Raw genomic sequence first — 21,527 nt, forward strand, 5'->3', positions numbered from 1 at the left:
GCCTCTGGCAGGTGCCACGCGCCTTGCGCGGTGAACGCCTCGCCGTGCGGCCGCTCGACCAGGACGGTCGCTATGGAATCTTCTTCGGATCGTGGTCAGTCGCAACGATCGACTTGACCACGCCCAAAAGTGTCAGTGATGTCCCCGAACAGGTGTCCGACATGTCCCCGGGCTAAACACTTGTCGCGGGCATCCACGTCTTGAAAGCGCTGCAAGATCAAAGACGTGGATGGCCGGGACGAAGCCCGGCCATGACGTGCGGATGGGTTGGTATCAATTTCCGTTGGTATGAAAGGCAGCGGTCAGCTGCGGCGCACAAGCGGCCGCGAGTCAAAATTCGGCCATCGATTTTCACCGAGCGCACCACCGCCACGCCGCAAAAGCGCAAAGGTGCTGGCTCCTTATGGCGCTGCGTTCGATCCGCCGGTCGACGCAAGCGGCCTTGGCCGGGGTTGACGCGCTGATCCCCCGGCCGAGGCCGCACTTGGTCTCAAGCAGGCTCGCGGCTCAGCCGAGATCGCTGCGCGGATGATAGGGCCGGTGGTCGCGCCACTTCTGCATCAGCGCTTCCAGTTCGGCGTCGTGACCATCGGGCAGCACGATCCGGGTGGTGACGAACAGATCGCCCGCCGCCCCGGCCGGCTTGGGAATGCCCTTGCCCTTCAGCCGGAAGATGCGGCCGCTCGAGGTGTTTTTCGGGATCGACAATTCGATCGCGCCGGTCAACGTCGGCACCCGCACCTTGGCGCCCAGCACCGCTTCATAGAGCGTCAGCGGCAAATCGACCCGCAGATCGACACCGTCGACCTTGAAGAACGGATGGGCCGCCACCGTGATGGTGATCAGCACGTCGCCGGGCCGATGGCCGGGCGGGCTTTCGCCCTGGCCGCGCAGCCGGATCTGCTGGCCGCTGCTGACGCCGGCCGGAATCTTGACGTTCAGTTCCTTGCCGGATGGCAGCCGCACGCGCTTCTCGACGCCCTTGACCGATTCCTCCAGCGACACCGTCATCGAGACGCTGAGATCGAGGTCAGGCGCCATGCCGCCGGTCTCGAAATCGAAGCCGCCGCGCGGACCGCGGCCCGCGCCACCGAACATGCTGCTCAGAATGTCTTCAAAGCCGCCGCCGCCAAAGCCGCCCGCGCCCGGGCCGCCCGGCCCGGTGCGGAAGCTGAAATTCTCAAAGCCACCAGCACCGCCGCGCGCGCGGCCACCCCCTGGGAAGCCCTGGAAGCGTGGCTTGCCCTCGGCGTCGATTTCGCCGCGATCAAATTGCTTACGCTTGGCCTCGTCGCCGAGGATCTCATTGGCTGAATTGACCTCGGCAAAGCGCGCAGCAGCTTTCGGATCGTTCTTGTTGGCGTCCGGGTGGTGCTTCTTGGCGAGCTTGCGATAGGCGCTCTTGATGGCGGCAGCGCTGGCATCCCGCGGCACCCCCAGGACCTCATAGGGGTCGCGCATCCGTCACGTCTCCTTCAAGGAATTCAGAGTCGAGGAAGTTGGGCAGGGGCGATCGCCCCTGTGCGGCTTTCATCTGGGGGCTTCGTGGCATTTTTGCAACTGGATTCGCCGCCTTCGGGCGCTGTCCTCAGCTCTTACGCCAAGTGGACAGGCTCTGAATCTCCCAGCGGCCCTGCGCGGTGCGGCAGGCCGCGCCCTGCAACCAGCGCTCCGAGCGCTCGCGGACATAGCTCGCCAGGAAATTACGGCAGCGGCGGCCATCCTGGGTGAAGGTTGAGGCCAGCGGCGTCACCGAGCCACGCGCGCCGGTGTTGGGATTCTCCCAAGGCTGGCTGGAATCGGCATTGCCTTTGGTCAGCACATCGGAGGCGGCGTTGCGGGCAAAGGCCAGATCGGCCTCGGTCGGCTCGCCATTGGAGCTCTGGGCGACGGACGCAATCGAGCTGGTCACATCGGGCGCATCCAGCTTGGCGTAGGCGTCCTCGGTGCGCGACAGGCTGCAACCGCCCGCCCCCAGGCTCGCCACAATGCCTGTTATCAGCGCCAGCTTTGGCGTGATCGCCGATAGGCCAATGCGTTGCCGTGCCCTATATAGAACGGGCCTAAACGCACTCCTGACCGTGGTGACGAGCAAACTGGAACTCCTCGCATGAGCGACGCGCCTTCAATGAAACACCCAATTGGGTTAACGTCTGGTGATTTCACAGCCGCTGAGGAGCCGTTTGCGTTGTTCGCAGAATGGTTTGCGGAAGCGACCAAAAGCGAACCGAACGATCCGAACGGCATGGCGCTGGCGACCGTCGGCGAGGACGGGCTGCCCGACGTCCGCATGGTGCTGATGAAGGGCTTTGATGCCGACGGCTTCGTGTTCTTCAGCCACCTCGCCAGCCAGAAGGGCCGCGAACTCGCCGCCAACCCGAAAGCCGCGCTGCTGTTTCATTGGAAATCGCTGCGCCGCCAGATTCGGGTGCGCGGCCTGGTGAGCCCGGTGACCGCAGCCGAAGCGGATGCCTATTTCGCCACCCGGCCGAAGCAGGCGCAGATCGGCGCCTGGGCCAGCAAACAATCCGAGCCGCTGGAAAGCCGTTTTGCCTTCGAACAGGCGATTGCGGTGGTCGCCGCCAAATATGTGGTCGGCAATGTGCCGCGCCCGCCGGGCTGGAGCGGCTGGCGCGTGACACCGCTGCGCATCGAGTTCTGGCATGACCGCCCGTTCCGGTTGCATGATCGCATCGAATTCCGTCGGGCCGACCCGGCCTCCCCCTGGACCAAGACAAGGTTGTATCCATGAGCCCCGAAGCACGACCGAGGCCCCCCCAACTCGACAGCAACCAGCCGCGACGGACCATGATCTTGACCGGCGCCAGCCGCGGCATCGGCCATGCCACCGTGATCCGGTTCTCCAGCGCCGGCTGGCGGGTGATCACCTGTTCGCGTCACCCGTTCCCCGAGCAGTGCCCGTGGGGCGCCGGCCCGGAAGATCACATCCAGATCGACCTCGCCGACCGCGAGGATACGCTGCGCGGCATCGACGAGATCCGCGAGAGGCTGCAGGGCGGCCCGCTACATGCGCTGGTCAACAATGCCGCGATCTCGCCAAAGGCGGCCGGCGGCGCCCGGCTCGGCTCGATCGACACCGAGCTCGACACTTGGGAGCAGGTGTTTCGCGTCAACTTTTTCGCGCCGATCCTGATGGCGCGCGGCCTGATCGAAGAGCTGAAGGCCGCGAAGGGCTCGGTGGTCAACGTCACCTCGATCGCCGGATCGCGCGTCCATCCGTTCGCGGGCGCGGCCTATGCCACCTCGAAGGCGGCGCTTGCGGCGCTGACCCGAGAAATGGCCGCCGATTTCGGTCATGTCGGGGTGCGGGTCAATTCGATCGCGCCCGGCGAGATCGACACCTCGATCCTGTCGCCCGGCACCGAGAAAATCGTCGAGGAGCAAATCCCGCTGCGCCGGCTCGGCACGCCGGATGAAGTCGCCAAGATCATCTATGTGCTGTGCACCGAAACGTCGTCCTATGTGAACGGCGCCGAAATCCATATCAACGGCGGTCAGCACGTCTGATCACAGCACCGTCCCTCCGCGGAGGGACGGTCGCCTCTGCCGCACCGCCGGCCTGCGGTGCCACCGCGCCGCTCTGTTTATCGATCGCCGCGTTCAGTTCGGCGCCGAGCAGCGTCACGATCGCGCTCATCCATAGCCACATCATCAGCGCGATCGCGGCGCCGAGCGAGCCATAAGTGGCATCGTAATTGGCAAAATTGGCGAAGTAATAGGACAGCAGCACCGAGCCTGCGATCCAGGCCAGCGTGGCCGCCACGCTGCCCGGGGAAATCCATCGCCATTGCGGCGCGCGATGATCGGGCGCGAACCGGTACAGCACCGCCAGCCCGAGCACCACCAGCGCCGCGAGCAGCGGCCAGCGGCCATAGCGCAGCAACAGGTCGGCGAACTGACCGAGCCCAACCAGATTCAAGATCACCGGCACCGCCACCACCAGGCCGATCGCCGCCAGCAGCAGCGCGATCACCGCGAGCGTCAACCCGAGCGCCACCGCGTTCAGCTTGATGAAGCCGCGCCGTTCATCCTCGCCATAGACCACGTTGAGCGAGTCGATGACGGCTTTCATGCCACCGGCCGCGCTCCACAGCGCCAGACCCAGGCCGAATAGAAACGCCACGCTCAGCCGCGCCTCGCCATTGGCGAGCACCGCCGCGACCTGGCGCTGGATCAGCGACAACACATCCGAGGGTAACAGGCCGGCGAGCGCAGCGAGATGGTCATTGATGGTGTCGCCTTGCGCCAGCAGCGCGTAGCTCGACACCAGCGCGGTGATGGCCGGAAACAGCGCCAGCATGGCGTAGAACACGATGCCGGCCGCGATCGCCAACAGACGATGCTGGCCGGCGCCGCGCACGACATCCCGGCCGATCGTCAGCCACCGTTCACTCGGCCCGCTCGGCACCAGCACGCGCCCTTGTTGGAGTGATCATGATCTGCTCGGCCGCGTCGGGCTGATCGGCCATGCGAGCTCCGTTTACGCGTTTGATAACGCGCGTTTCTGATTACGACCGGGCGCGCGGACGCGCTTCGTCGGCCGGACCACGGCCCTCGCGCACCGCTTCGCTCGCCGCTGCCACCGCCTGTTCGGCCGCGCTCTGCACCCGGTCGACCTGCTGTCCGGCAAAAGACGCCGCCTTGGCTTTGAAATCGTCAGCCGCTTCGCCGAAATACGCGCCTTCAAGCCGGGTCGCCGGCAAGGACGCCGCGATACCGGCCCCGATCGCAGCGCCGATTGCGCCGAGCAGCAGCGGCTGTTCGTCCATCATGTGGGTCAGACGCTCACGCGCCACGCCGAACAGCTCCGAGCTGCGCGCCGACATGTCGGTGACCGCGCCGGACACTTCGCCGCTGACCCGCGACAGCCGATCGCGTGCCGAGGATGAGGTGTCGCGCAGCGAGGTGGAGGCCTGCATCATCATGTCTTCGGTGCTTTTCGCCGCCTCGACCACGCGCTGGCCAAGCGCCGCCGCGCCCTGCTGAGCCGCAGAAGCGCCCTGCTGCATGGTGTCGCGCGCCGCGTCCGGCAAGTGATCGTAGCCGCGCTTGGCAAGATGCGACGCGGTGCTGACCGGCTTGCCGCCGGTGATCAGCCACAGCACGCCTATGCCGATCAGCGCGGTCGACACCGGGTTACGCCGCGCCGCATCGCCGAGATCGCGGAGAAAATCGGCGCTGCTATGGCCATTGCTGGACTTCATCATCGCATCATCTCCTTGGTCGCGATCCTGTCGCGCTGCAATTGCTCGATGGTTTGCGCCGGCTTGAGCGCATTGCCCGACAAGCGGCTGACGCCAAAGCCGATCAGCGCCAGCGCAATCAGCCCGGCGCCGCCGCCAGTCATCAAATAAGCGACCGACGGCAGGAAGCCGATTTCCGAAAGCCGGGCGGCCGCCGATAGCAGCAGCACCACCAGCGCCGGCATCAGGATGGCGACGCCGACCCCGATCAGCATCACCGAGCGGCCGGCCTGCGCCACCTTCTCGGTGGTCTCGGCCTTCGCCAGCGCGATCTCGTTGCTGACCAGCTTGCTGAGCTGATTGAAGGCCTCGCTGACCAGCTCCGGGATCGAGCGATCATTGCGATCATGGATCGTGGTCATGGTCATGCGCCTCGCATTTCGCCGGCCCGATATTGAGCGTGGCTGCCGCCCTCGCTTTGCGTCGACCCGACATGATGACCGTCATTGGCCGCGGTACTCTTCAGGAAACGCACCGCACCAAATCCCGCCAGCACCGCGATGCCGAAAAACGCCGCTGGCTGCGCCCGCGCGAAGCGTTGCGCGCCGGAGATCAGGTCTTGCAGATCGCCGCCGCGCACGGTGTCGGACAGGCTTTCCACCTTCGAGGCGGCGCGGCGGATCATGGTCGCCGCGATCGGCAGCTCGGCATCGAATTCGCGCGCGGCACGGCGCATGGTATCGGCGATATTATCGACATAGTCCGCGCCGGCGCCGGCCTGATCCGACAATTGCTCCTTGACGCGCTCGCCAGCCTGGGAGGCGACATCCTTGGCGGCATCGGTGAACTCGGCGGCCTGCTGCCGCATCCCCGAGCTGGCACCGGCGACGGTGTCGCTGATCTTGTCGCGGAACTCGCGCGCCTCACCGACCACTTCTTCGGACGCGCCGCGCAGGGTCTTGGTGCCGCGCGTGCCACCGGCGCTGGTTCCGGACACGCTGCCCTTGTTGATCTCTGCCATGGTCGTCTCCTCATCCTTGTTTGTTGAACGGCGGCGTCTCGGTCGTCGCGGCGCGCTGCTGATCCGCCCTGCCGTGCTGATCATGCGGCTGCGACCGCTGCGGCTCGGTCGCTTGCTCGAAAGCTTGAACGCCGGCGTCCTTGGTTCGTTCAAAGAGATCGCGTGCCCCTTCGGCGACATCGCGGGCCGCGGGCCCGACCCATTGCTGTTCGATCCGGCTGCGCGGCAGCGAACTTGCGATCAGCCCGCCGATCACGACGCCGAGCCCAGCGACCAGCAGCGGATTGCGCGCCGCCGTTTGCGCCAGGTTGCGGCCGGCCTGCTCGATCGACTCCGACGCACGGTGCCCGAACTCAACGGTGCGCTCGCGGGCACGCCCAGCCGAGGCGAGGCCCGCCTCTGCAACCTGTTCAGCCGTTTCGCGAACGCGCGACGCGGTGGCCGCGACGCCATCGCCGATAGTGGCTGCCGTCTGCTGCGCCGTGCGCCGCGCCTCCGCCGAAACCGCAGCGCCCTGCGCGGACAGCCGCTCGGCGGCATCGCCGGCCTGCTGGCGTAAATCATGGACGCTCGCGGAGATCGAGGCGCCAACACCCGCCGCGCGGTGCTGCAAATCATCGGCCGTATCGCGTAGCTGCGAAGCGCCGGAGGCGACCGCGCCGCTCACCGCATCGAGGCGATCGGCCGCGTAGTCGCGCGTTGCCGATGCGGCCTCCGAAAGCTCGCTGCCGAGTTCGCGCGCGCGCCGACCCGCCTCGCTGGCGAGGTCCCGGGTGATGTCATTGGCCTGGCGCGCAACCGCCTGGCCCTTCTTGGTGCCAGCCAGATACAGCCCGGCGCCAACCAGCAGGATCGGCACCGGAATGGCGCGGATCACCCGCAGCGCCGGCACCGCCACGCTGGCGCCGATCGCCACCGCCTGCAGCGGATTGGCGCGCACCGCTTCGGTGATGCTATCAAGCATCGCCTCGCCGCGGCTTTTCAGATAGCCGGAGACTTCGGACTTGATCGCCTCGGGCGCGATCCGCTCGCGGATATCACCGGCGGTCTTATCGACCGAGGTCCGCAATTGCTGGACCGTTTCGGTAAGACCAGCCCGGGCACGCTCGGCGTCACGCCGTATCTCTTCCAACGATCGCAGCTCGGCCTGGGCCATGACGGGCTCTCCATGCGGTGAAAATGCGAGCAATGAACTCAGCAGCACCGCCGATGTTCCGGGCGCGATCGGGCTTATCGGCCGCGCGCGCGATCAAAAAAGCCTCTGGACCAAAGCGGTTTCGCTTCGGATAGTGGCGTTCCCTAAAGTGGAACGGATCGCTCATGGCCCTGAACGAATTTACCTTCGCCGATGTGTATCGCCGTAACGCCGCGCTCTATCCGGAGCGGACCGCTTTCGTGTTCCAGGACCGCCGCTTGACGCATCAAGACTATCTGAACCGGGCCGAGCGGATCGCCGCCGGCCTGTTGCGCGAGGGCATCAAGCCGGGCGACCGTGTCGCCATCCTGGCGCAGAATTGTCCGGAAATGGTCGAACTGATCGGCGCGGTGGCGATCACCGGCGCGATCCTGCTGCCCGTCAACTTCCGTCTCAATGCCGAGGAGATCGGCTACGTACTGGCCGACGGCGCGCCGTCGCTGGTGGTGGCCGGCGCCGAGTATCAGCAACTGATCGCGGGCATCGCGCCGTCGCTGTCGTCAGTGCGGCGTTATTTCGGCATCGGCGGCCATGGCGCGCCGTTCGTGCCGTTCAGCGAACTTGATAGCGCTGACGCGCTGCCATCCGAACTTGCAGTGCGGGCCGATGATGGCTTTGTCATCATCCACACCGCCGCGGTTGGCGGCAAACCGCGCGGCGCGCTGCTGTCGCAGGCCAATCTGCTGATCGGACAAAGCCCGCTGATCCAGGCGCTGGCGCTGAGCGAACAGGACGTCAATTACGGCGCGCTGCCGCTGTTTCATGTCACCGGACTTGGCCTGATGCTGACGCTGCAACAGGTCGGCGGCGCCAGCGTGATCGCCGCCAAATTCGACGCCGCGCAAGCCGCGCGCGATATCGCTGCCGAAAAAGCGACGCTGTTGGCGGAGTTCGCGCCGATGCTCGGCAATCTGCTCGATCAGGCGCAAAGCGGCGAACTCGCCAGCCTGCGCGCCGTCACCGGGCTTGATACGCCAGACACCATCGAGCGCTTTGAAGCGGCCTATCCGCAGGCGCGGTTCTGGGCGCTGTATGGCCAGTCGGAAACTTCTGGGATCGCGACCTTCTCACCCTATCGCGAGCGGCCGAAATCAGCGGGCCGGCCGCTGTTCTGGCGCACGCTCGCCGTGGTCGATGGCGACGACCGGCCGCTGCCGGCGCAGCAGACCGGCGAGATCGTGCTGCGGGGGCCGACCGTGTTCAAAGGCTATTGGAACAACGCCGCCGCCACCGCGCATACTTTCCGCAACGGTTGGCACCACACTGGCGACATGGGCTTCTTCGATGACGACGGTTTTCTGTGGTACGCGGGCCGCGCGCCGGAAAAGGAACTGATCAAGACCGGCGGCGAGAACGTCTATCCGGCCGAGGTCGAGAACGCGATCCGCCAGCATCCCGACATTGTCGCGGTGGTGGTGATCGGCGTGCCCGATCCGCAATGGAGCGAGGCGATCAAGGCGGTGTGCGTGCGCCGCGATGGCGGCAGCGTGACCGGCGCCGAGATCGCGGAATTCGTCGGCGCGCAGATCGCCCGCTACAAGAAGCCGAAGCATGTGGTGTTCGTGGATGAGCTGCCCAAGAACGCCAAGGGCGAGATCGACCGCGCCGCGGTCAAGGCCGCGCACGGCCAGGGCTAGCACTCGATAGTTAGCTTGCTAGCTAGCGTTTGATGGCTGGCTTGAGGGTCTGATGAAAACGGGCCGCCATCAGCGGCGGCGGCGCCCCGCATCCGCATCAAATGATGCGTCATACCCGCGCTTGTCGCGGGTATCCACGTCTTAAAAGCAGAGTAAGTTCAAAGACGTGGATGGCCGGAACGAGCCCGGCCATGACGTGCGGAGTGGTTGGTATCAATCGCCGATGCTGTTACTTGCGGTGCAACGCACGCCATCCCTCCCCCCTTGCGGGGAGGGTGGCCGGCCGTAGGCCGGTCGGGTGGGGGGGCCACGACGGCGAGTAGCCGATCATTGAAACTTGCACAGTGGGGTGGGTGCAAAGCCCCCACCCCGGCGCTACGCGCCGACCCTCCCCACCGCTGCGCGGGGGGAGGGAAAATGCGCGGCGACGACTTGCATTGACCAACAACCCGTCATGGCCGGGCTGAACACTCGTCCCGGCCATCCACGTTTTTGCTGCATCACCTTCAAGAAAATGCCCGCGACAAGCGCGGGCATTACGAGTTCAAGGCTGCTGTAGGCCCAGTTTCGACTACGCCTGCTTTTCGCGCTCGATGGCGCGCCAGCCGATATCGCGGCGGCAGAAACCATCCGGCCAACGCAGGCGATCGACCGCCTGATAGGCGCGGCGCTGCGCTTCCGCCACCGTCGCGCCCGAGGCGGTGACGTTGAGCACCCGGCCGCCATTGGCGAGGATCGCCTCGCCATCGGCCTTGGTGCCGGCGTGGAAGATCTCGACGCCGGGAGTAGCAGCAGCGTCCGCCAGGCCCTCGATCCGCGTGCCCTTGGCATAGTCGCCGGGATAGCCCTTGGCGGCCATCACCACGGTCAGCGCCGGCTGCGGGTCCCATGACAGCGCAATCTGGTCGAGCCGGCCGTCGCAGGCCGCCAGCAGCGCCGGCACCAGATCGGATTGCAGTCGCCGCATCAGCACCTGACATTCCGGATCGCCGAACCGGCAGTTATATTCGATCAGCTTGGGGCCGTTGTCGGTGATCATCAGCCCGGCGAACAGCACGCCTTTGTAGGGCGTGCCGCGCGCGGCCATCGCCCGCAGCGTCGGCTTGATGATCTCGTCCATCGCCTGCGCGCAGACCGCATCACTCATCACCGGCGCCGGCGAATAAGCGCCCATGCCGCCGGTGTTCGGGCCCTGGTCGCCGTCGAACACCCGCTTATGGTCCTGCGCCGCGGCCAGCGGCAGCGCGTGCTCGCCGTCGCACAGCACGAAGAACGAGGCTTCCTCGCCGCTCAAAAATTCTTCGATCACCACTTCGGCGCCGGCAGCGCCGAACCCGCCCTCGAACATCATGTCGAGCGCGGCCTCGGCTTCCGCCATGGTCATCGCCACCACCACACCCTTGCCGGCCGCAAGGCCATCGGCCTTGATCACGATCGGCGCGCCGTGCTGCTGCAGATAGGTTTTCGCGGCGGCAAGGTCGCGGAAATGGCCGTAGGCGGCGGTCGGGATGTTGTGGTCGCGGCAGATCGCCTTGGTAAAACTCTTGGAGCCTTCGAGCTGCGCCGCTTCCCGGCTCGGGCCGAATGCCTTGATGCCGGCCGCGTTCAGCGCATCGACGATGCCGATCACCAAGGGCGCTTCCGGCCCGACCACCACCAGCGCGACGGCGTTCGCCTGGCAGAACGCGATCACCGCCGCGATGTCGCAGGGATCGAGCGCCACGCATTCCGCGGTGGCCGCGATGCCGGCATTGCCGGGAGCACACCACAGCTTGGTCACCAGCGGCGACGCCGCGATCTTCCAGGCCAAAGCGTGTTCACGCCCACCCGAACCCAGCAGAAGAACCTTCACAGCAGATACCCCGTGATGAAAAGACAGCCTGTTTAGGGCCCCGGGCAGGCCCACTCAAGCCTGCGGAACCCCTCCATCCGTAGGTTTTGACTCGGGCAACACCTTCACTTAACCACGCGCAAGCACTTAAGCACGTGCAAGAGCAGTACCCCTGCCGGCCGGCAGCCTTGAGGATGGCGCCGCAGGGGCCAGGCGACTGAGAGGACACCATGACCAGCATTGAGCCGATCCGCAAACAGATCGTGGTGGATGCCACTGCGGAGCGCGCGTTCCGGGTTTTCACCGAGCAGCACAGCACTTGGTGGCCGCTGGACACCCATCATATCGGCGAAAAGCCAGCCGAAACCGCCATTATCGAGCCGAAAGTCGGGGGCCGCTGGTTTGAACGCGCTGCCGACGGCACCGAGGGCGTGTGGGGCCGGGTGCTGGTCTGGGAGCCGCCGCACCGGCTGGTGCTGACCTGGGAAATCGACGGCAACTGGAAGCATGACGACAAGCTCGTCACCGAGGTCGAGCTGCGCTTTGTGGAACTCGGCCCGAACCGCACCCAGATCGATTTCGAGCACCGGCTGCTGGAGAATTACGGTGAAAACGCGCATTTCATGCGCGCGCCGATGGATGGCGGCTGGAGCAGCTTCCTCGATCTGTACGCCGCCGAAGCCTCGTCTCAGCCGGCCTGATCGGCCAATTGCCGCCTCGCCGCGATCGCGCCTCCGCCGCGAGGGGCGATCGCAGCCATTGGCGAGCATGGCCGCGCGCTTTACCTTGGGGCGGAACGCCGGAATCGAGAATCGATGGCGAAAATCGCTGCCCTGACCAACACCGCTGAATTCTCCGTCACCGAACTGTCCGCAGCCCTGAAGCGGACGGTCGAGGATGCCTATGGCCATGTCCGGGTGCGCGGCGAGATCACCGGGTTTCGCGGCCCGCATGCCTCCGGGCACTGCTATTTTTCGCTCAAGGACGAAGGCGCCAAGATCGAAGCGGTGATCTGGAAGGGCGTCCATGGCCGGATGCGCTTCAAGCCCCAGGAGGGGCTGGAGGTGATCGCCACCGGCAAGCTCACCACCTATCCCGGCTCCTCGAAATATCAGATCGTGATCGAGGCGCTCGAGCCGGCCGGGGTCGGCGCGCTGATGGCGCTGATGGAGGAGCGCAAGGCCAAGCTTGCCGCCGAAGGGCTGTTCGACGCCGCGCGCAAGCAGCTATTACCCTATCTGCCCGAGGTGATCGGCGTGGTGACCTCGCCGACGGGCGCGGTGATCCGCGACATTTTGCATCGGCTGGCCGACCGTTTTCCGCGCCGGGTGCTGGTGTGGCCGGTGCGGGTGCAGGGCGAAGGCTCGGCCGAGCAGGTGGCGGCCGCGATTGACGGTTTTAACGCGCTGCCGCCGGATGGCGCGATTCCCCGCCCCGATCTGTTGATCGTGGCGCGCGGCGGCGGATCGCTGGAAGATCTGTGGTCGTTCAACGAGGAAATCGTGGTGCGCGCCGCGGCGGCGAGCATGATCCCGCTGATTGCGGCGGTTGGCCACGAGACCGACGTCACTCTGATCGATTTTGCCGCCGACAAGCGCGCGCCGACCCCAACCGCCGCCGCTGAAATGGCAGTGCCGGTGCGCGCCGAGCTGTTTGTCGAGGTCACCGGGCTGTCGCGCCGCATGATGCTGTGCTGGCAGCGCGGCCAGGAACGGCGCCGCACCGAGCTGCGCGCCGCGGCGCGTGCCCTGCCCGCCGCCGCCGATCTGCTGGCGCTGCCGCGGCAACGGCTCGACAATGCCAGCACGGCCTTGCCGCGGGCGCTGCGCGCCAGCAGCCACGCCCATCAGCGCCGCTTTGCGCAAGCGAGCGCCGGGCTGACCTTGAACGTGCTGCGCGCCCAACTGGCGCTGGCCGGCCATCGGCTCGACGCCGCTGGCGAGCGGCTGTCGCGCTGCGGCCGCACGGCGCTGCGGCAACGGCGCGAGCGTTTTGACGCGCTGGCGGCGCGGCTGCAAACCGCAACGCTCGCCAATCTGCAGGCGCGGCGCCACCATCTGGCGCGCGAGCAGGAACGGCTGCAGCGGCTGTCGGAACGCAGCCGCCGCGCGCTCACGGTCGCGATCCAGCAGCAGCGCGCCCGCATCCATCATGCCGGGCAATTGCTCGGCGCGCTGTCCTATCGCGGCGTGCTGGCGCGCGGCTTTGCGCTGGTGCGCGATGAAAACGGCGCGGCGCTGCCGACCGCCGCCAGCATCGCGCCCGGCGCGCGGCTGATGCTGGAATTTGCCGATGGCCGTATTGGCGCGATCGCCGAGGGCGAGCCTTCGGCGCGCGGTGTGCAGCCGCAGACCACGGCTGAGCCGCAGGCCAAGCCGGTGCGCTCGGCCCCTGCCAAGCGCGCGGCGAAATCCAGCGATCAGGGCAGCCTGTTTTGATGGGATATCAGCGGCGGCCGGCGCTTACGCGCGCCAGCCTCAGAGACGCCGCTGCTCTGCCAGTTCCTGCAGACCGATGAACGCCACGTCCTTGGCCAGCACCAGCCAGGTCGGGATCGCCTGCAGATAGCCGCGAAACCGGCCCTTGTCCTCGAACCGCTCCCGGAACTGCGACTGCGCCAGATGATCGGCGATGTGATGCACGATGCCGCCGGCGATATAGATGCCGCCCTTGGCGCCGAGGATCAGCGCGAGATTGCCGGCAACGCTGCCGAGCAGCGCGCAGAACAGATCGAGCGCCTCGCGGCAGGTCGGACAATGGCCGGCGACGCCCGCGCTGGTGATTTCCGACGCCGTGCGCGCCGGCAATTTCTTGCCGTCGAGCGTCGCCAGCGCAGCATACAGATTCTCCAGCCCGCCGCCGGACAGCGCCCGCTCCGCCGAGACATGGCCATACTTGTCGCGCAGCAGGCCGATCACCGCATCCTCACGCGCATTGATGCCCGCGAGCGTGGCATGGCCGCCTTCGCTATCGAGAATGCTGCGGCCATGGCTGGTCGGCACATTGCCGGCCATGCCGAGCCCGGTGCCGGGGCCGAGCGCAAATTTCGGCGCGGTGGCGATCGGCTCGCCGCCGCCGACCTTGCGCAGGCTGGCGTCGGGAATCCGCGTCAGCGACCACGCCACCGCCTCGAAATCATTGATGACGTCGATGTGGGGAATCGCGAAGGCGGCGCGCAGCTCTGCGGCGTCGATCACCCATGGCGAATTGGTCATGACGCAGCGGCCGTTCTGCACATTGCCGGCCACCGCCAGCAGCGCCGCACGCGGGGACACGCCACCGCTATGGTCGCGCAGATAGTCCGCGATCGCGGCCTGCACCGTGGGATAGTTCGCGACCCGCAAACGGGCGACGCCGGTGATGACGCCGCCACAGAGCAGCGCAAACCGCGCATTGGTGCCGCCAATATCGGCGAGCAGCACCGCTTGTTCGACGGGCTTGTTCATTCTACGCCGCACAGCGCTGGGAGGATGGAACAGATGAAGGCATTAGTGGGGCGGTCAAGATCATCCCATCATCAGAAAGCGATTGAACGACCGAACGAACCTAACAAATGAGGCCCTGTCCGTTTCCTACTCGGTCGCTTTACGATACCCTGCCCGGCACAACAAGCGATTGAGAGATGTCAACGAATTTGACGCGCACGCCTCCCAGGATGCATCTCATCGCGTAAGGAGAAGGCGAATTGCGACGTACGAAGTGGGGCGGCCTCGCCGAACGAGGTTTTGAAGCGAGCGGCTTCTTCCGTGTCGACCAGCGCGACGGCATCCATTGGCTGGTTGATCCCGATGGCGGTCTGTTCCTCTCGAAAGGCGTCAACAACGTCCGCTTCGATCCCGACAACATCCGCAACACCGACAAGGTGCCTTACGCGCAAGCGTGCCTCGATAAATATGGCAGCCGTAACAATTGGCGCGCCGCGGCTGCCAATCGGCTGGTGAGCTGGAATTTCAACACCATCGGCTGCTGGTCCGATGAGGTGGTGGCCGGCGCCGGCGACACGCCGCTGGCGATGACGCCGATTGTCGATCTTGGTGCCTCGTTCTGGCTGCATCGCCGGCAGCGATTCCCCGATGTGTTCGATGATGAATTCGAAAGCCACATCCGGCAGCGCGCCAAGGAGCTGTGCACGCCGCGCCGCAATGCGCCGCAGCTGCTCGGCACCTTCATCGACAACGAGCTGTATTGGTCGCCGGACTGGCGCGGCAATGACGAACTGCTGACCACATTCCTGAATTTTCCGCCGCGTCGGCCGGGACGGGTGACCGCGATCACCGCTCTGCAGCAGCATTATCGCGATTTCGAACAGTTCAACGCGGTGTGGTGCACGCCGGCGCGCTCCTGGGACGCGCTGCATATGCTGGGACAGATCGAAGCGCCGTTCACGCGGCTGGCGCCCGGCGCGCGCTACAACACCGAGGAAAGCTGGGCCAACAAGCTCGATCGCCGCCGCGAAGCGTTCGCGGCCGATTGCGATGCGTTTGCCGCCGTGGTCGCCGATCGCTATTTCGAGCTATGCGTCGGCGCCATCAAGGCTGCTGACCCCAACCACATGGTGCTGGGCGCACGGTTCGGCGCGCTGCCGCATGATGGCGTGCTGGCGGCCGCGGCGCGCCATCTCGATGTGATCTCGTTCAACTGTTACCACGCCGATCCGACGCCGCTGATCGAAGCCTATGCCACCACCGGCAAACCTTGCATCATCACCGAGTTTTCGTTCCGCGGCGACGACGTCGGGCTGCCGAACAGCATGGGCGGCGGGCCGCGCGTGCCGACCCAGACCGAGCGCGCTGCCTGCTTCCGCAGCTACGCGACCGCGGCGGTGTCGCATCCCAATGTGGTCGGCTATCACTGGTTCGAACATGCCGACCAGCCGCGCGAAGGGCGCTTTGACGGCGAAGACTGCAATTACGGCACGGTGACCATCGAGGACGAGGTCTATCCCGAATTGACCGGGGCGATGACCGAGGTCAACGCCGACGCCGAGCGGCTGCACGGCCAGGGCGCGGCGATCGCTTCGGCGGCGCAAGCGTAAGCGTAAGCGAAAGCGCGGCCCGCCGGGCCGCGCGTCAGCCGGCGGCTTTCCGCGCCGCCTTTTTGCCGCGATCGGAATTGCTTGGCTGCTCGCTTGTGCGCGGGAACGCCGCCAGCTCGTCAAATTGCTCGGGCCGGAACGGCCGCCCGTGGTCGTCGGTGATGACCACGCGCCAGCCTTCGCTCGCCCACACCCGTCCTTTGGCCACCGCGATCCAGACGCTGGATCGCTGGCTATGCATGGTCTCGTTGTCGCGTTCTGCAGTGATCTTGTAGGGCAATGGCCACGCTCCTGTCGCGCCGCCTTGTAGCGCAAGCTTGCGGGCGGCAGTGCGCCAACAGCGCGGCAATTTCGGGGACGTCTTTGGGTTGCAATTACACCAGATCGCACGCGGCGCACTGCCTGGTGCTGACGCGAGGCGGCCGCCGCACGCGCTGCAAATCTGAATTTGAACCGAATCGCGCCGGCACAGTTGTCCTCTGTTCGCCGCAAATGGCTTTACACTGCTGCGTTAGGTTCAGGACCGGATCAGATGGCATCCGCGAAGACCACCATGTCGACTTTGTCCTCCGATACGCTCGCCGAGCCACCGGAATGCCCGCTCTGTGCGGCGCCGATGGCCTGCATCGGCGAACTGCCCAAAATCATCGCCCGCCCTTGGGTCGAGGTGTTCCGCTGCACCTGCTGTACCCATGTCCTGACCCGGGAGCGCTGACCGCGGCCGCCTTGGGCGCCGGGTCTGCCAACAAGTCTGCCGATCAACAAGCCTGCCTATCAGCGGGTCTGCCTATCAACGGGACCTATCAACGGGTGTGCCTATCAACATTGACGGCGCGAGCCTGGGCATCGGTGGCGCAGCTGCGATGACCTCGATCGGCGACGGGCCGAAATGGCCGCCCCGTTCTGCCCCCACCCCTCCCTGGCCCGCCCCGCTAGCCCCAGCTTGTCCCGGCTCCAGCTTCAAGGCCGCTGACCACGCTGCCCAGCAAGGCGCTTCGTACGCTTGATGGCCGTTGCCGAACCCGCCGCAATCGGCTACATCAGCCGCAATGCACCCGTAGCTCAGCTGGATAGAGCGTTGCCCTCCGAAGGCAAAGGTCACACGTTCGAATCGTGTCGGGTGCGCCAGCGCTTTGTCGCGTGACAGTGCTGTGGCGCCGCGGCGAGCGTTTCACTCTCCGAAATCTCCGCACGATCAGAACCTGGCGTTGCCACGGTCAGCTTTCTTCAGAACCTGGCGTTTCCCGTTCAGATTCCCGGGCCACTAAATCCCCGCGCCATCGTCGAACGTATCGCCGGTCCTGGCTTTGGCTTGGGTGATGATGCTGTCGGCGGGCACACTGCGGGTCAGCCACACGCCGCCGCCGATCGATGAGCCGCGGCCGATGGTGATCCGGCCGAGCACGGTGGCGCCGGCATAAATCACCACATCATCTTCGATGATCGGATGGCGGTCGCCGCCCTTCACGATCCGGCCCTGGTCATCGGTCTCGAACCGTTTGGCGCCGAGCGTCACCGCCTGATAGAGCCGGACGCGGCGGCCGATGCGCGCGGTCTCGCCGATCACCACGCCGGTGCCGTGATCGATGAAGAAGCTTTCGCCGATGGTCGCGCCCGGGTGAATGTCGATGCCGGTGTGCGCATGGGCCAGCTCGGCGACGATCCGCGCCAGCATGGTGACGTTGAGCCGATACAGCCGGTGCGCGATGCGATGACGGATGATCGCGGCGATGCCGGGATAGCAGAACACCACTTCATCGAGACTCTTGGCCGCCGGATCGCCATCGAACGCGGCGCGGATATCGCTGTCGAGCAACGCGCGAATCCGCGGCAGATCGCTCGCGAATTCGCCGACAATCGCCAGTGCCTGTTGCTCGAGCTCACTTAGCCTGGCCGCGTCATCGAGATTGTTAAAGCGCAACTCGCGCAGCACCTCGCGGCGCAGCCGCCGCAGCGCATGATCGAGCGTATCGGCAATGAACAGGTCGATCGCGTCTTCGCTAAGCGCAGCCGGACCGAAATGGCGCGGATACAGCACCGCGACCAGCGCCTCGACAATCGCGGTCACCGCCTCGCGCGATGGCAGCTCCGGCAGCGGCCGGCCGCGATAGCGCCGGCGCTGCGACAGCGCCCGCAAGCCCGCCAGCTCGGCAACGATCTGGCTGAGATCCCATGCGGGCTGGACGATCCGTCGCGCTTCAGCTGGAACGGGCATGCTCAGCCTCCGTACAGCGCACGGCCGCCGCGCAGCCGATGCAAAGCCTCGACCAGCGCATCGATATCGCTGGTGGTGTTGTAGAGCGCCAGCGACGGCCGCACCGTGCTCTCGACGCCGAAGCGGCGCAGGATCGGCTGCGCGCAATGATGGCCGGCACGCACCGCAATGCCTTCGCGATCGAGCGCCTTGCCGACGTCCTCGCTGCGGCAGCCTTCCAGCACGAATGACAGAATGCCGGCCTTGTCGCGCGCGGTGCCGATCAGTTTCAGACCTGGCACGGTGAGCAGCGCCTGTGTGCCATAGGCCAGCAGCTCGTGCTCATGCGCGGCGATATTGGCCATGCCGATCCGGCTCAGATAATCGATCGCGGCGCCGAGCCCGACCGCATCGGCAATGTTGCCAGTGCCAGCCTCGAACCGTTCCGGCGGCCCTTGAAACACCGTGCGCTCAAAGGTGACGTCGGCGATCATGTTGCCGCCGCCCTGCCAGGGCGGCATCGCCTCCAGCACATCGGCCTTGCCATAGAGCACGCCGATCCCGGTCGGGCCGAACATCTTGTGGCCGGAGAACGCGTAGAAATCGACATCCAGCGCCTGCACATCGACCGGCAGATGGCACACGCCCTGCGCGCCATCGACCAGCACTTTGGCGCCGTGGCGATGCGCCAGCGCGGTGATATCCGCGATCGGCGTCACCGTGCCGAGCGCATTCGACACCTGCGTGACCGCAACGATCCTGGTGCGCGGGCCGAGCAGCTTTTCGTAGTCTTCCAGAATGATCTGGCCGTGATCATCGACCGGCGCGACGCGCAGCCGCGCGCCCTTATCGGCCGCGAGCTGCTGCCACGGCACGATGTTGGCGTGATGCTCAAGATCGCTGACGATGATCTCGTCGCCCTCGCCGACATTGCGGCGGCCCCAGGCGTGCGCCACCAAATTGATCGCTTCGGTGGCGCCGCGCACGAACACGATGTCGCGCACCGAGGGCGCATTGATGAAGGCGCGCACCTTGTCGCGCGCCGCTTCATAAGCGTCGGTGGCACGCGCCGCCAGCGTATGCGCGGCGCGGTGGATGTTGGAATTCTCGTGGCTGTAAAAATGCACCAGCCGGTCGATCACGCATTGCGGCTTGTGCGTGGTGGCGCCGTTATCAAGCCAGATCAGCGGCCGGCCGTGCACCGTCTCCTGCAAAATCGGGAAGTCACGGCGAAAAACATTGGCATCGAATGGCCGCAGCCCGGATGGATCGCCGGCCACAAGCTGCGGCTGATGCTGGCTGGCGAGCCCTGCAAGATCGAACGTCTCAACGCGCGGCGCTGAACGCGCCAAGGCCGGGTTGTCGGCGAGGAAGTACAACGCGCCGGCGGCTCCGGGTTGATAGAGCGCAGCCGCCGCTGCTGACGCGCTCTCGGCCGGCGTCACCAGCGCACGGCGATCCTGCAACCGATCGGGCAATGCGGCGAGATCGGTCTCATTCAAAAACGAAGGGATGCGCGCCGGCGTGGTTGCCGGCGGCGGCACAGCGGGGACGGCAACCAGCGGCACCGACAGTTCATGCGGCGACCGCGCCGGCTGCGTTAGGGCCGGGTCCGGCGTTGCGCGCGGATCAGCGGCAAAGATCGGCGCTGATGGCCGCGCGGCACCGGCGCTCGGTATCGGCGACGACGCGCCAGGATTGTTGTTCGGCCGATACAGCGGCGTCACTGGCGGCGTGCCGGGCACGGCATTGAGCAGCGGCTCTGCTGCAAATAGCGGCGCGGAGCCAAGCGCCGCACCGGGCTCGAGCGGCGCGCTGCCGGGCAGCGCGGTGAACAGCGCATTCGCGAGCCGCGCGATCGCCGCAACATCGGGAGCGCCCGCGGTGGCCGCCGTGGCCTGCTCCAGCGTGGCGACATCGCCCAGCGCTGCCAGCCCCTCAACCGAGCTTGGAGCCGCCGCGACGGCGCCGGGCGCGGCCGCGAGTGAGCTTGGAGCTGCCACGGAGCCCGGCGACGGCACGGTCGGATCAGGCATATTCATGATACCTGTCGACTTCCACGCCTTCGAGCACGCCGAGCGCGTCTTCCGTCAGCACCGCCAGCGAGCAGTACAGCGAGATCAGATAGGAAGCGATCGCCTTGCGGTTGATGCCCATGAAGCGCACCGACAGGCTCGGCGCCACTTCGCCCGGCACGCCAGGCTGGAACAGCCCGACCACACCCTGCTTCTTCTCGCCGGTGCGCAGCAGCAAGATCTTGGTCTTGCCATGCTCATCGAACGGCACCTTGTCGGATGGCACCAGCGGCAGGCCGCGCCAGGTGAGGAACGGCGAGCCGAACATGTTGATGGTCGGCGGCGGCACGCCGCGGCGCGTGCATTCGCGGCCGAACGCGGCGATCGCGCGCGGATGGGCCAGGAAGAACGCCGGCTCCTTCCACACCTTGGCAATCAGCTCGTCGAGATCATCCGGGGTCGGCGGCCCCTTGCGCGTGACGATACGCTGCGAGGGCGCGGTGTTGGCGAGCAGGCCATATTCGGCATTGTTGATCAGCTCGCTTTCCTGGCGTTCCTTGACCTTTTCGATCAACAGCCGCAGCTGTTCTTGAATCTGATCGAATGGATGGCTGTACAGGTCGGAGACGCGGGTCTGCACGTCGAGCACGGTGGTGACCGCATTGAGGAAGTACTCGCGCGGCTGCTCGTCATAATCAACAAAGGTCTCCGGCAAATCCGGATCGCGGTCGCGGCGCGGGCTGCATTCGACGTCAAACGATGACGACGCGGTGGCGCCGCGGGTTTCCTTGACGCGATTGAGCCGGAAAATACCAGCTTCCACCGGCGTCCACTGCAGCAGCGGCACCAGCCAGCGCGGGGTAATGCCACCCCATTGCGCGCGGGTCTTGGTCGCGTTGGCAAGTTGGCGCGCTGCGCCTTCCGCAAGTGTCCTGCGGAGCTCGGTATCATCGGCCATTGTGTTTCTTTCTCTTCGACGAGCCCATCGCGCGGAGCGATGCGTCGTTACTGAGGAACTTGTGGCCAAGGTTAGATAAGATTCGCAGTGCGCGTCTATCTGCACTCCATTCTATAAGTACGCCGCTTTGGAGTACGTTCTTCTCGCATCATGCAAATCCAACTGATCGCCACTCTGATCAGCGCGATCGGCAGAATTTCGATATCGCCCGCGGCGACGTCCGGAGAAGAGATTGCTTATTTGGAGGTGTTCATTCTTTCGAATGAGACCAACGGCTCCTACCATTGACTCGTCATGCCCGCGCTTGTCGCGGGCATCCACGTCTTGAAAGCGGCGCAAAATCAAAGACGTGGATGGCCGGGACGGAGCCCGGCCATGACATGCGGATGGGTTGGTATCAATTTTCGTTGGTATGAGACAGCAGCGTCCGATCCTCG

20 protein-coding genes, 1 tRNA gene and 1 pseudogene are annotated in these 21,527 nt (G+C 66.1%); 9 read left to right on the forward strand and 13 right to left on the reverse strand.

Annotated elements, in window-relative coordinates; all coding sequences use genetic code 11:
* A pseudogene (locus BJ122_RS19590) lies at positions 1-176 on the forward strand (IS481 family transposase); the annotation flags it as partial.
* A 331-nt stretch (positions 177-507) separates the two neighbouring features.
* Here BJ122_RS19590 and BJ122_RS08915 read toward each other — a convergent pair.
* Together BJ122_RS08915 and BJ122_RS08920 are read right to left on the reverse strand one after the other, a co-directional pair.
* Positions 508-1,461, reverse strand: a complete 954-nt coding sequence (locus BJ122_RS08915; RefSeq protein WP_110780728.1) for a DnaJ C-terminal domain-containing protein — start codon at positions 1,459-1,461, stop codon at positions 508-510.
* 127 nt (positions 1,462-1,588) lie between these two features.
* Positions 1,589-2,095, reverse strand: a complete 507-nt coding sequence (locus BJ122_RS08920) for an RT0821/Lpp0805 family surface protein (protein WP_245407669.1) — start codon at positions 2,093-2,095, stop codon at positions 1,589-1,591.
* A gap of 15 nt (positions 2,096-2,110) precedes the next feature.
* Between BJ122_RS08920 and pdxH the strand changes: the two genes are divergently transcribed.
* Together pdxH and BJ122_RS08930 are read left to right on the forward strand one after the other, a co-directional pair.
* Positions 2,111-2,752: a pyridoxamine 5'-phosphate oxidase gene (pdxH, locus tag BJ122_RS08925; protein ID WP_110780729.1), complete on the forward strand. Its 642-nt coding sequence runs from the start codon at positions 2,111-2,113 to the stop codon at positions 2,750-2,752.
* Complete coding sequence (locus BJ122_RS08930) at positions 2,749-3,528, forward strand: SDR family NAD(P)-dependent oxidoreductase (protein ID WP_110780730.1); 780 nt, start codon at positions 2,749-2,751, stop codon at positions 3,526-3,528. Before pdxH ends, BJ122_RS08930 begins: the two co-directional genes overlap by 4 nt.
* Here the strand turns inward: BJ122_RS08930 and BJ122_RS08935 are convergent.
* The 5 genes from BJ122_RS08935 to BJ122_RS08955 all read right to left on the reverse strand — a co-directional run bounded on the left by BJ122_RS08935 (position 3,506) and on the right by BJ122_RS08955 (position 7,381).
* Positions 3,506-4,429 (reverse strand): YihY/virulence factor BrkB family protein, encoded by a 924-nt coding sequence (locus tag BJ122_RS08935; RefSeq protein WP_245407670.1) that lies wholly within the window; start codon positions 4,427-4,429, stop codon positions 3,506-3,508. The two genes, BJ122_RS08930 and BJ122_RS08935, sit on opposite strands and share 23 nt — an antisense overlap.
* Before the next feature lie 100 nt (positions 4,430-4,529).
* Positions 4,530-5,228 (reverse strand): hypothetical protein, encoded by a 699-nt coding sequence (locus BJ122_RS08940; protein WP_110780731.1) that lies wholly within the window; start codon positions 5,226-5,228, stop codon positions 4,530-4,532.
* Entirely contained in the window at positions 5,225-5,626 is a 402-nt protein-coding gene (locus BJ122_RS08945) for a phage holin family protein (RefSeq protein ID WP_027279407.1), read from the reverse strand. The genes BJ122_RS08940 and BJ122_RS08945 overlap by 4 nt, the downstream gene beginning before the upstream one ends.
* A gap of 2 nt (positions 5,627-5,628) precedes the next feature.
* Positions 5,629-6,225: a YtxH domain-containing protein gene (locus BJ122_RS08950; RefSeq protein ID WP_110780732.1), complete on the reverse strand. Its 597-nt coding sequence runs from the start codon at positions 6,223-6,225 to the stop codon at positions 5,629-5,631.
* A gap of 10 nt (positions 6,226-6,235) precedes the next feature.
* Positions 6,236-7,381: a hypothetical protein gene (locus tag BJ122_RS08955; RefSeq protein ID WP_110780733.1), complete on the reverse strand. Its 1,146-nt coding sequence runs from the start codon at positions 7,379-7,381 to the stop codon at positions 6,236-6,238.
* Positions 7,382-7,545: 164 nt separating this feature from the next.
* On the opposite strand from BJ122_RS08955, the gene BJ122_RS08960 reads away from it, so the two are divergent.
* The gene (locus BJ122_RS08960) at positions 7,546-9,057 is read left to right on the forward strand and encodes an AMP-binding protein (protein WP_110780734.1); all 1,512 of its coding nucleotides are present in this window, start codon (positions 7,546-7,548) and stop codon (positions 9,055-9,057) included.
* A 571-nt stretch (positions 9,058-9,628) separates the two neighbouring features.
* Here the strand turns inward: BJ122_RS08960 and purD are convergent.
* Entirely contained in the window at positions 9,629-10,909 is a 1,281-nt protein-coding gene (gene purD, locus BJ122_RS08965) for a phosphoribosylamine--glycine ligase (protein ID WP_110780735.1), read from the reverse strand.
* A 209-nt stretch (positions 10,910-11,118) separates the two neighbouring features.
* Here purD and BJ122_RS08970 point away from each other — a divergent pair, with 209 nt between their 5' ends.
* Complete coding sequence (locus BJ122_RS08970; RefSeq protein WP_027279404.1) at positions 11,119-11,589, forward strand: SRPBCC family protein; 471 nt, start codon at positions 11,119-11,121, stop codon at positions 11,587-11,589.
* Between the two features lie 114 nt (positions 11,590-11,703).
* The gene (gene xseA / locus BJ122_RS08975; RefSeq protein WP_110780736.1) at positions 11,704-13,326 is read left to right on the forward strand and encodes an exodeoxyribonuclease VII large subunit; all 1,623 of its coding nucleotides are present in this window, start codon (positions 11,704-11,706) and stop codon (positions 13,324-13,326) included.
* A gap of 39 nt (positions 13,327-13,365) precedes the next feature.
* On the opposite strand, the gene glk is transcribed toward xseA, so the two are convergent.
* Positions 13,366-14,334, reverse strand: a complete 969-nt coding sequence (gene glk, locus BJ122_RS08980) for a glucokinase (RefSeq protein WP_110780737.1) — start codon at positions 14,332-14,334, stop codon at positions 13,366-13,368.
* 239 nt (positions 14,335-14,573) lie between these two features.
* Here glk and BJ122_RS08985 point away from each other — a divergent pair, with 239 nt between their 5' ends.
* On the forward strand, positions 14,574-15,923 hold the full coding sequence (locus BJ122_RS08985) for a glycoside hydrolase 5 family protein (RefSeq protein WP_110780738.1): 1,350 nt from the start codon (positions 14,574-14,576) through the stop codon (positions 15,921-15,923).
* 34 nt (positions 15,924-15,957) lie between these two features.
* Here the strand turns inward: BJ122_RS08985 and BJ122_RS08990 are convergent, their stop codons facing one another.
* The gene (locus BJ122_RS08990; protein WP_037268455.1) at positions 15,958-16,203 is read right to left on the reverse strand and encodes a hypothetical protein; all 246 of its coding nucleotides are present in this window, start codon (positions 16,201-16,203) and stop codon (positions 15,958-15,960) included.
* Positions 16,204-16,455: 252 nt separating this feature from the next.
* On the opposite strand from BJ122_RS08990, the gene BJ122_RS18995 reads away from it, so the two are divergent.
* Positions 16,456-16,638: a hypothetical protein gene (locus BJ122_RS18995; RefSeq protein ID WP_146227172.1), complete on the forward strand. Its 183-nt coding sequence runs from the start codon at positions 16,456-16,458 to the stop codon at positions 16,636-16,638.
* A 336-nt stretch (positions 16,639-16,974) separates the two neighbouring features.
* Positions 16,975-17,051: transfer RNA gene (locus BJ122_RS08995), tRNA-Arg, on the forward strand.
* Positions 17,052-17,187: 136 nt separating this feature from the next.
* On the opposite strand, the gene epsC is transcribed toward BJ122_RS08995, so the two are convergent.
* The 3 genes from epsC to BJ122_RS09010 are packed head-to-tail and all read right to left on the reverse strand — an operon-like array spanning position 17,188 to position 21,090.
* The gene (epsC, locus tag BJ122_RS09000; protein WP_110780739.1) at positions 17,188-18,138 is read right to left on the reverse strand and encodes a serine O-acetyltransferase EpsC; all 951 of its coding nucleotides are present in this window, start codon (positions 18,136-18,138) and stop codon (positions 17,188-17,190) included.
* 2 nt (positions 18,139-18,140) lie between these two features.
* A complete protein-coding gene (locus BJ122_RS09005; RefSeq protein WP_110780740.1) occupies positions 18,141-20,159 on the reverse strand; it encodes a family 2A encapsulin nanocompartment cargo protein cysteine desulfurase in 2,019 nt (672 codons plus the stop codon).
* Positions 20,146-21,090, reverse strand: a complete 945-nt coding sequence (locus tag BJ122_RS09010) for a family 2A encapsulin nanocompartment shell protein (RefSeq protein ID WP_110780741.1) — start codon at positions 21,088-21,090, stop codon at positions 20,146-20,148. Before BJ122_RS09010 ends, BJ122_RS09005 begins: the two co-directional genes overlap by 14 nt.
* Positions 21,091-21,527 lie beyond the last annotated feature (437 nt).

The sequence above is a fragment of the Rhodopseudomonas faecalis genome, assembly GCF_003217325.1.
Classification (GTDB): Bacteria; Pseudomonadota; Alphaproteobacteria; order Rhizobiales; family Xanthobacteraceae; genus Rhodopseudomonas; species Rhodopseudomonas faecalis.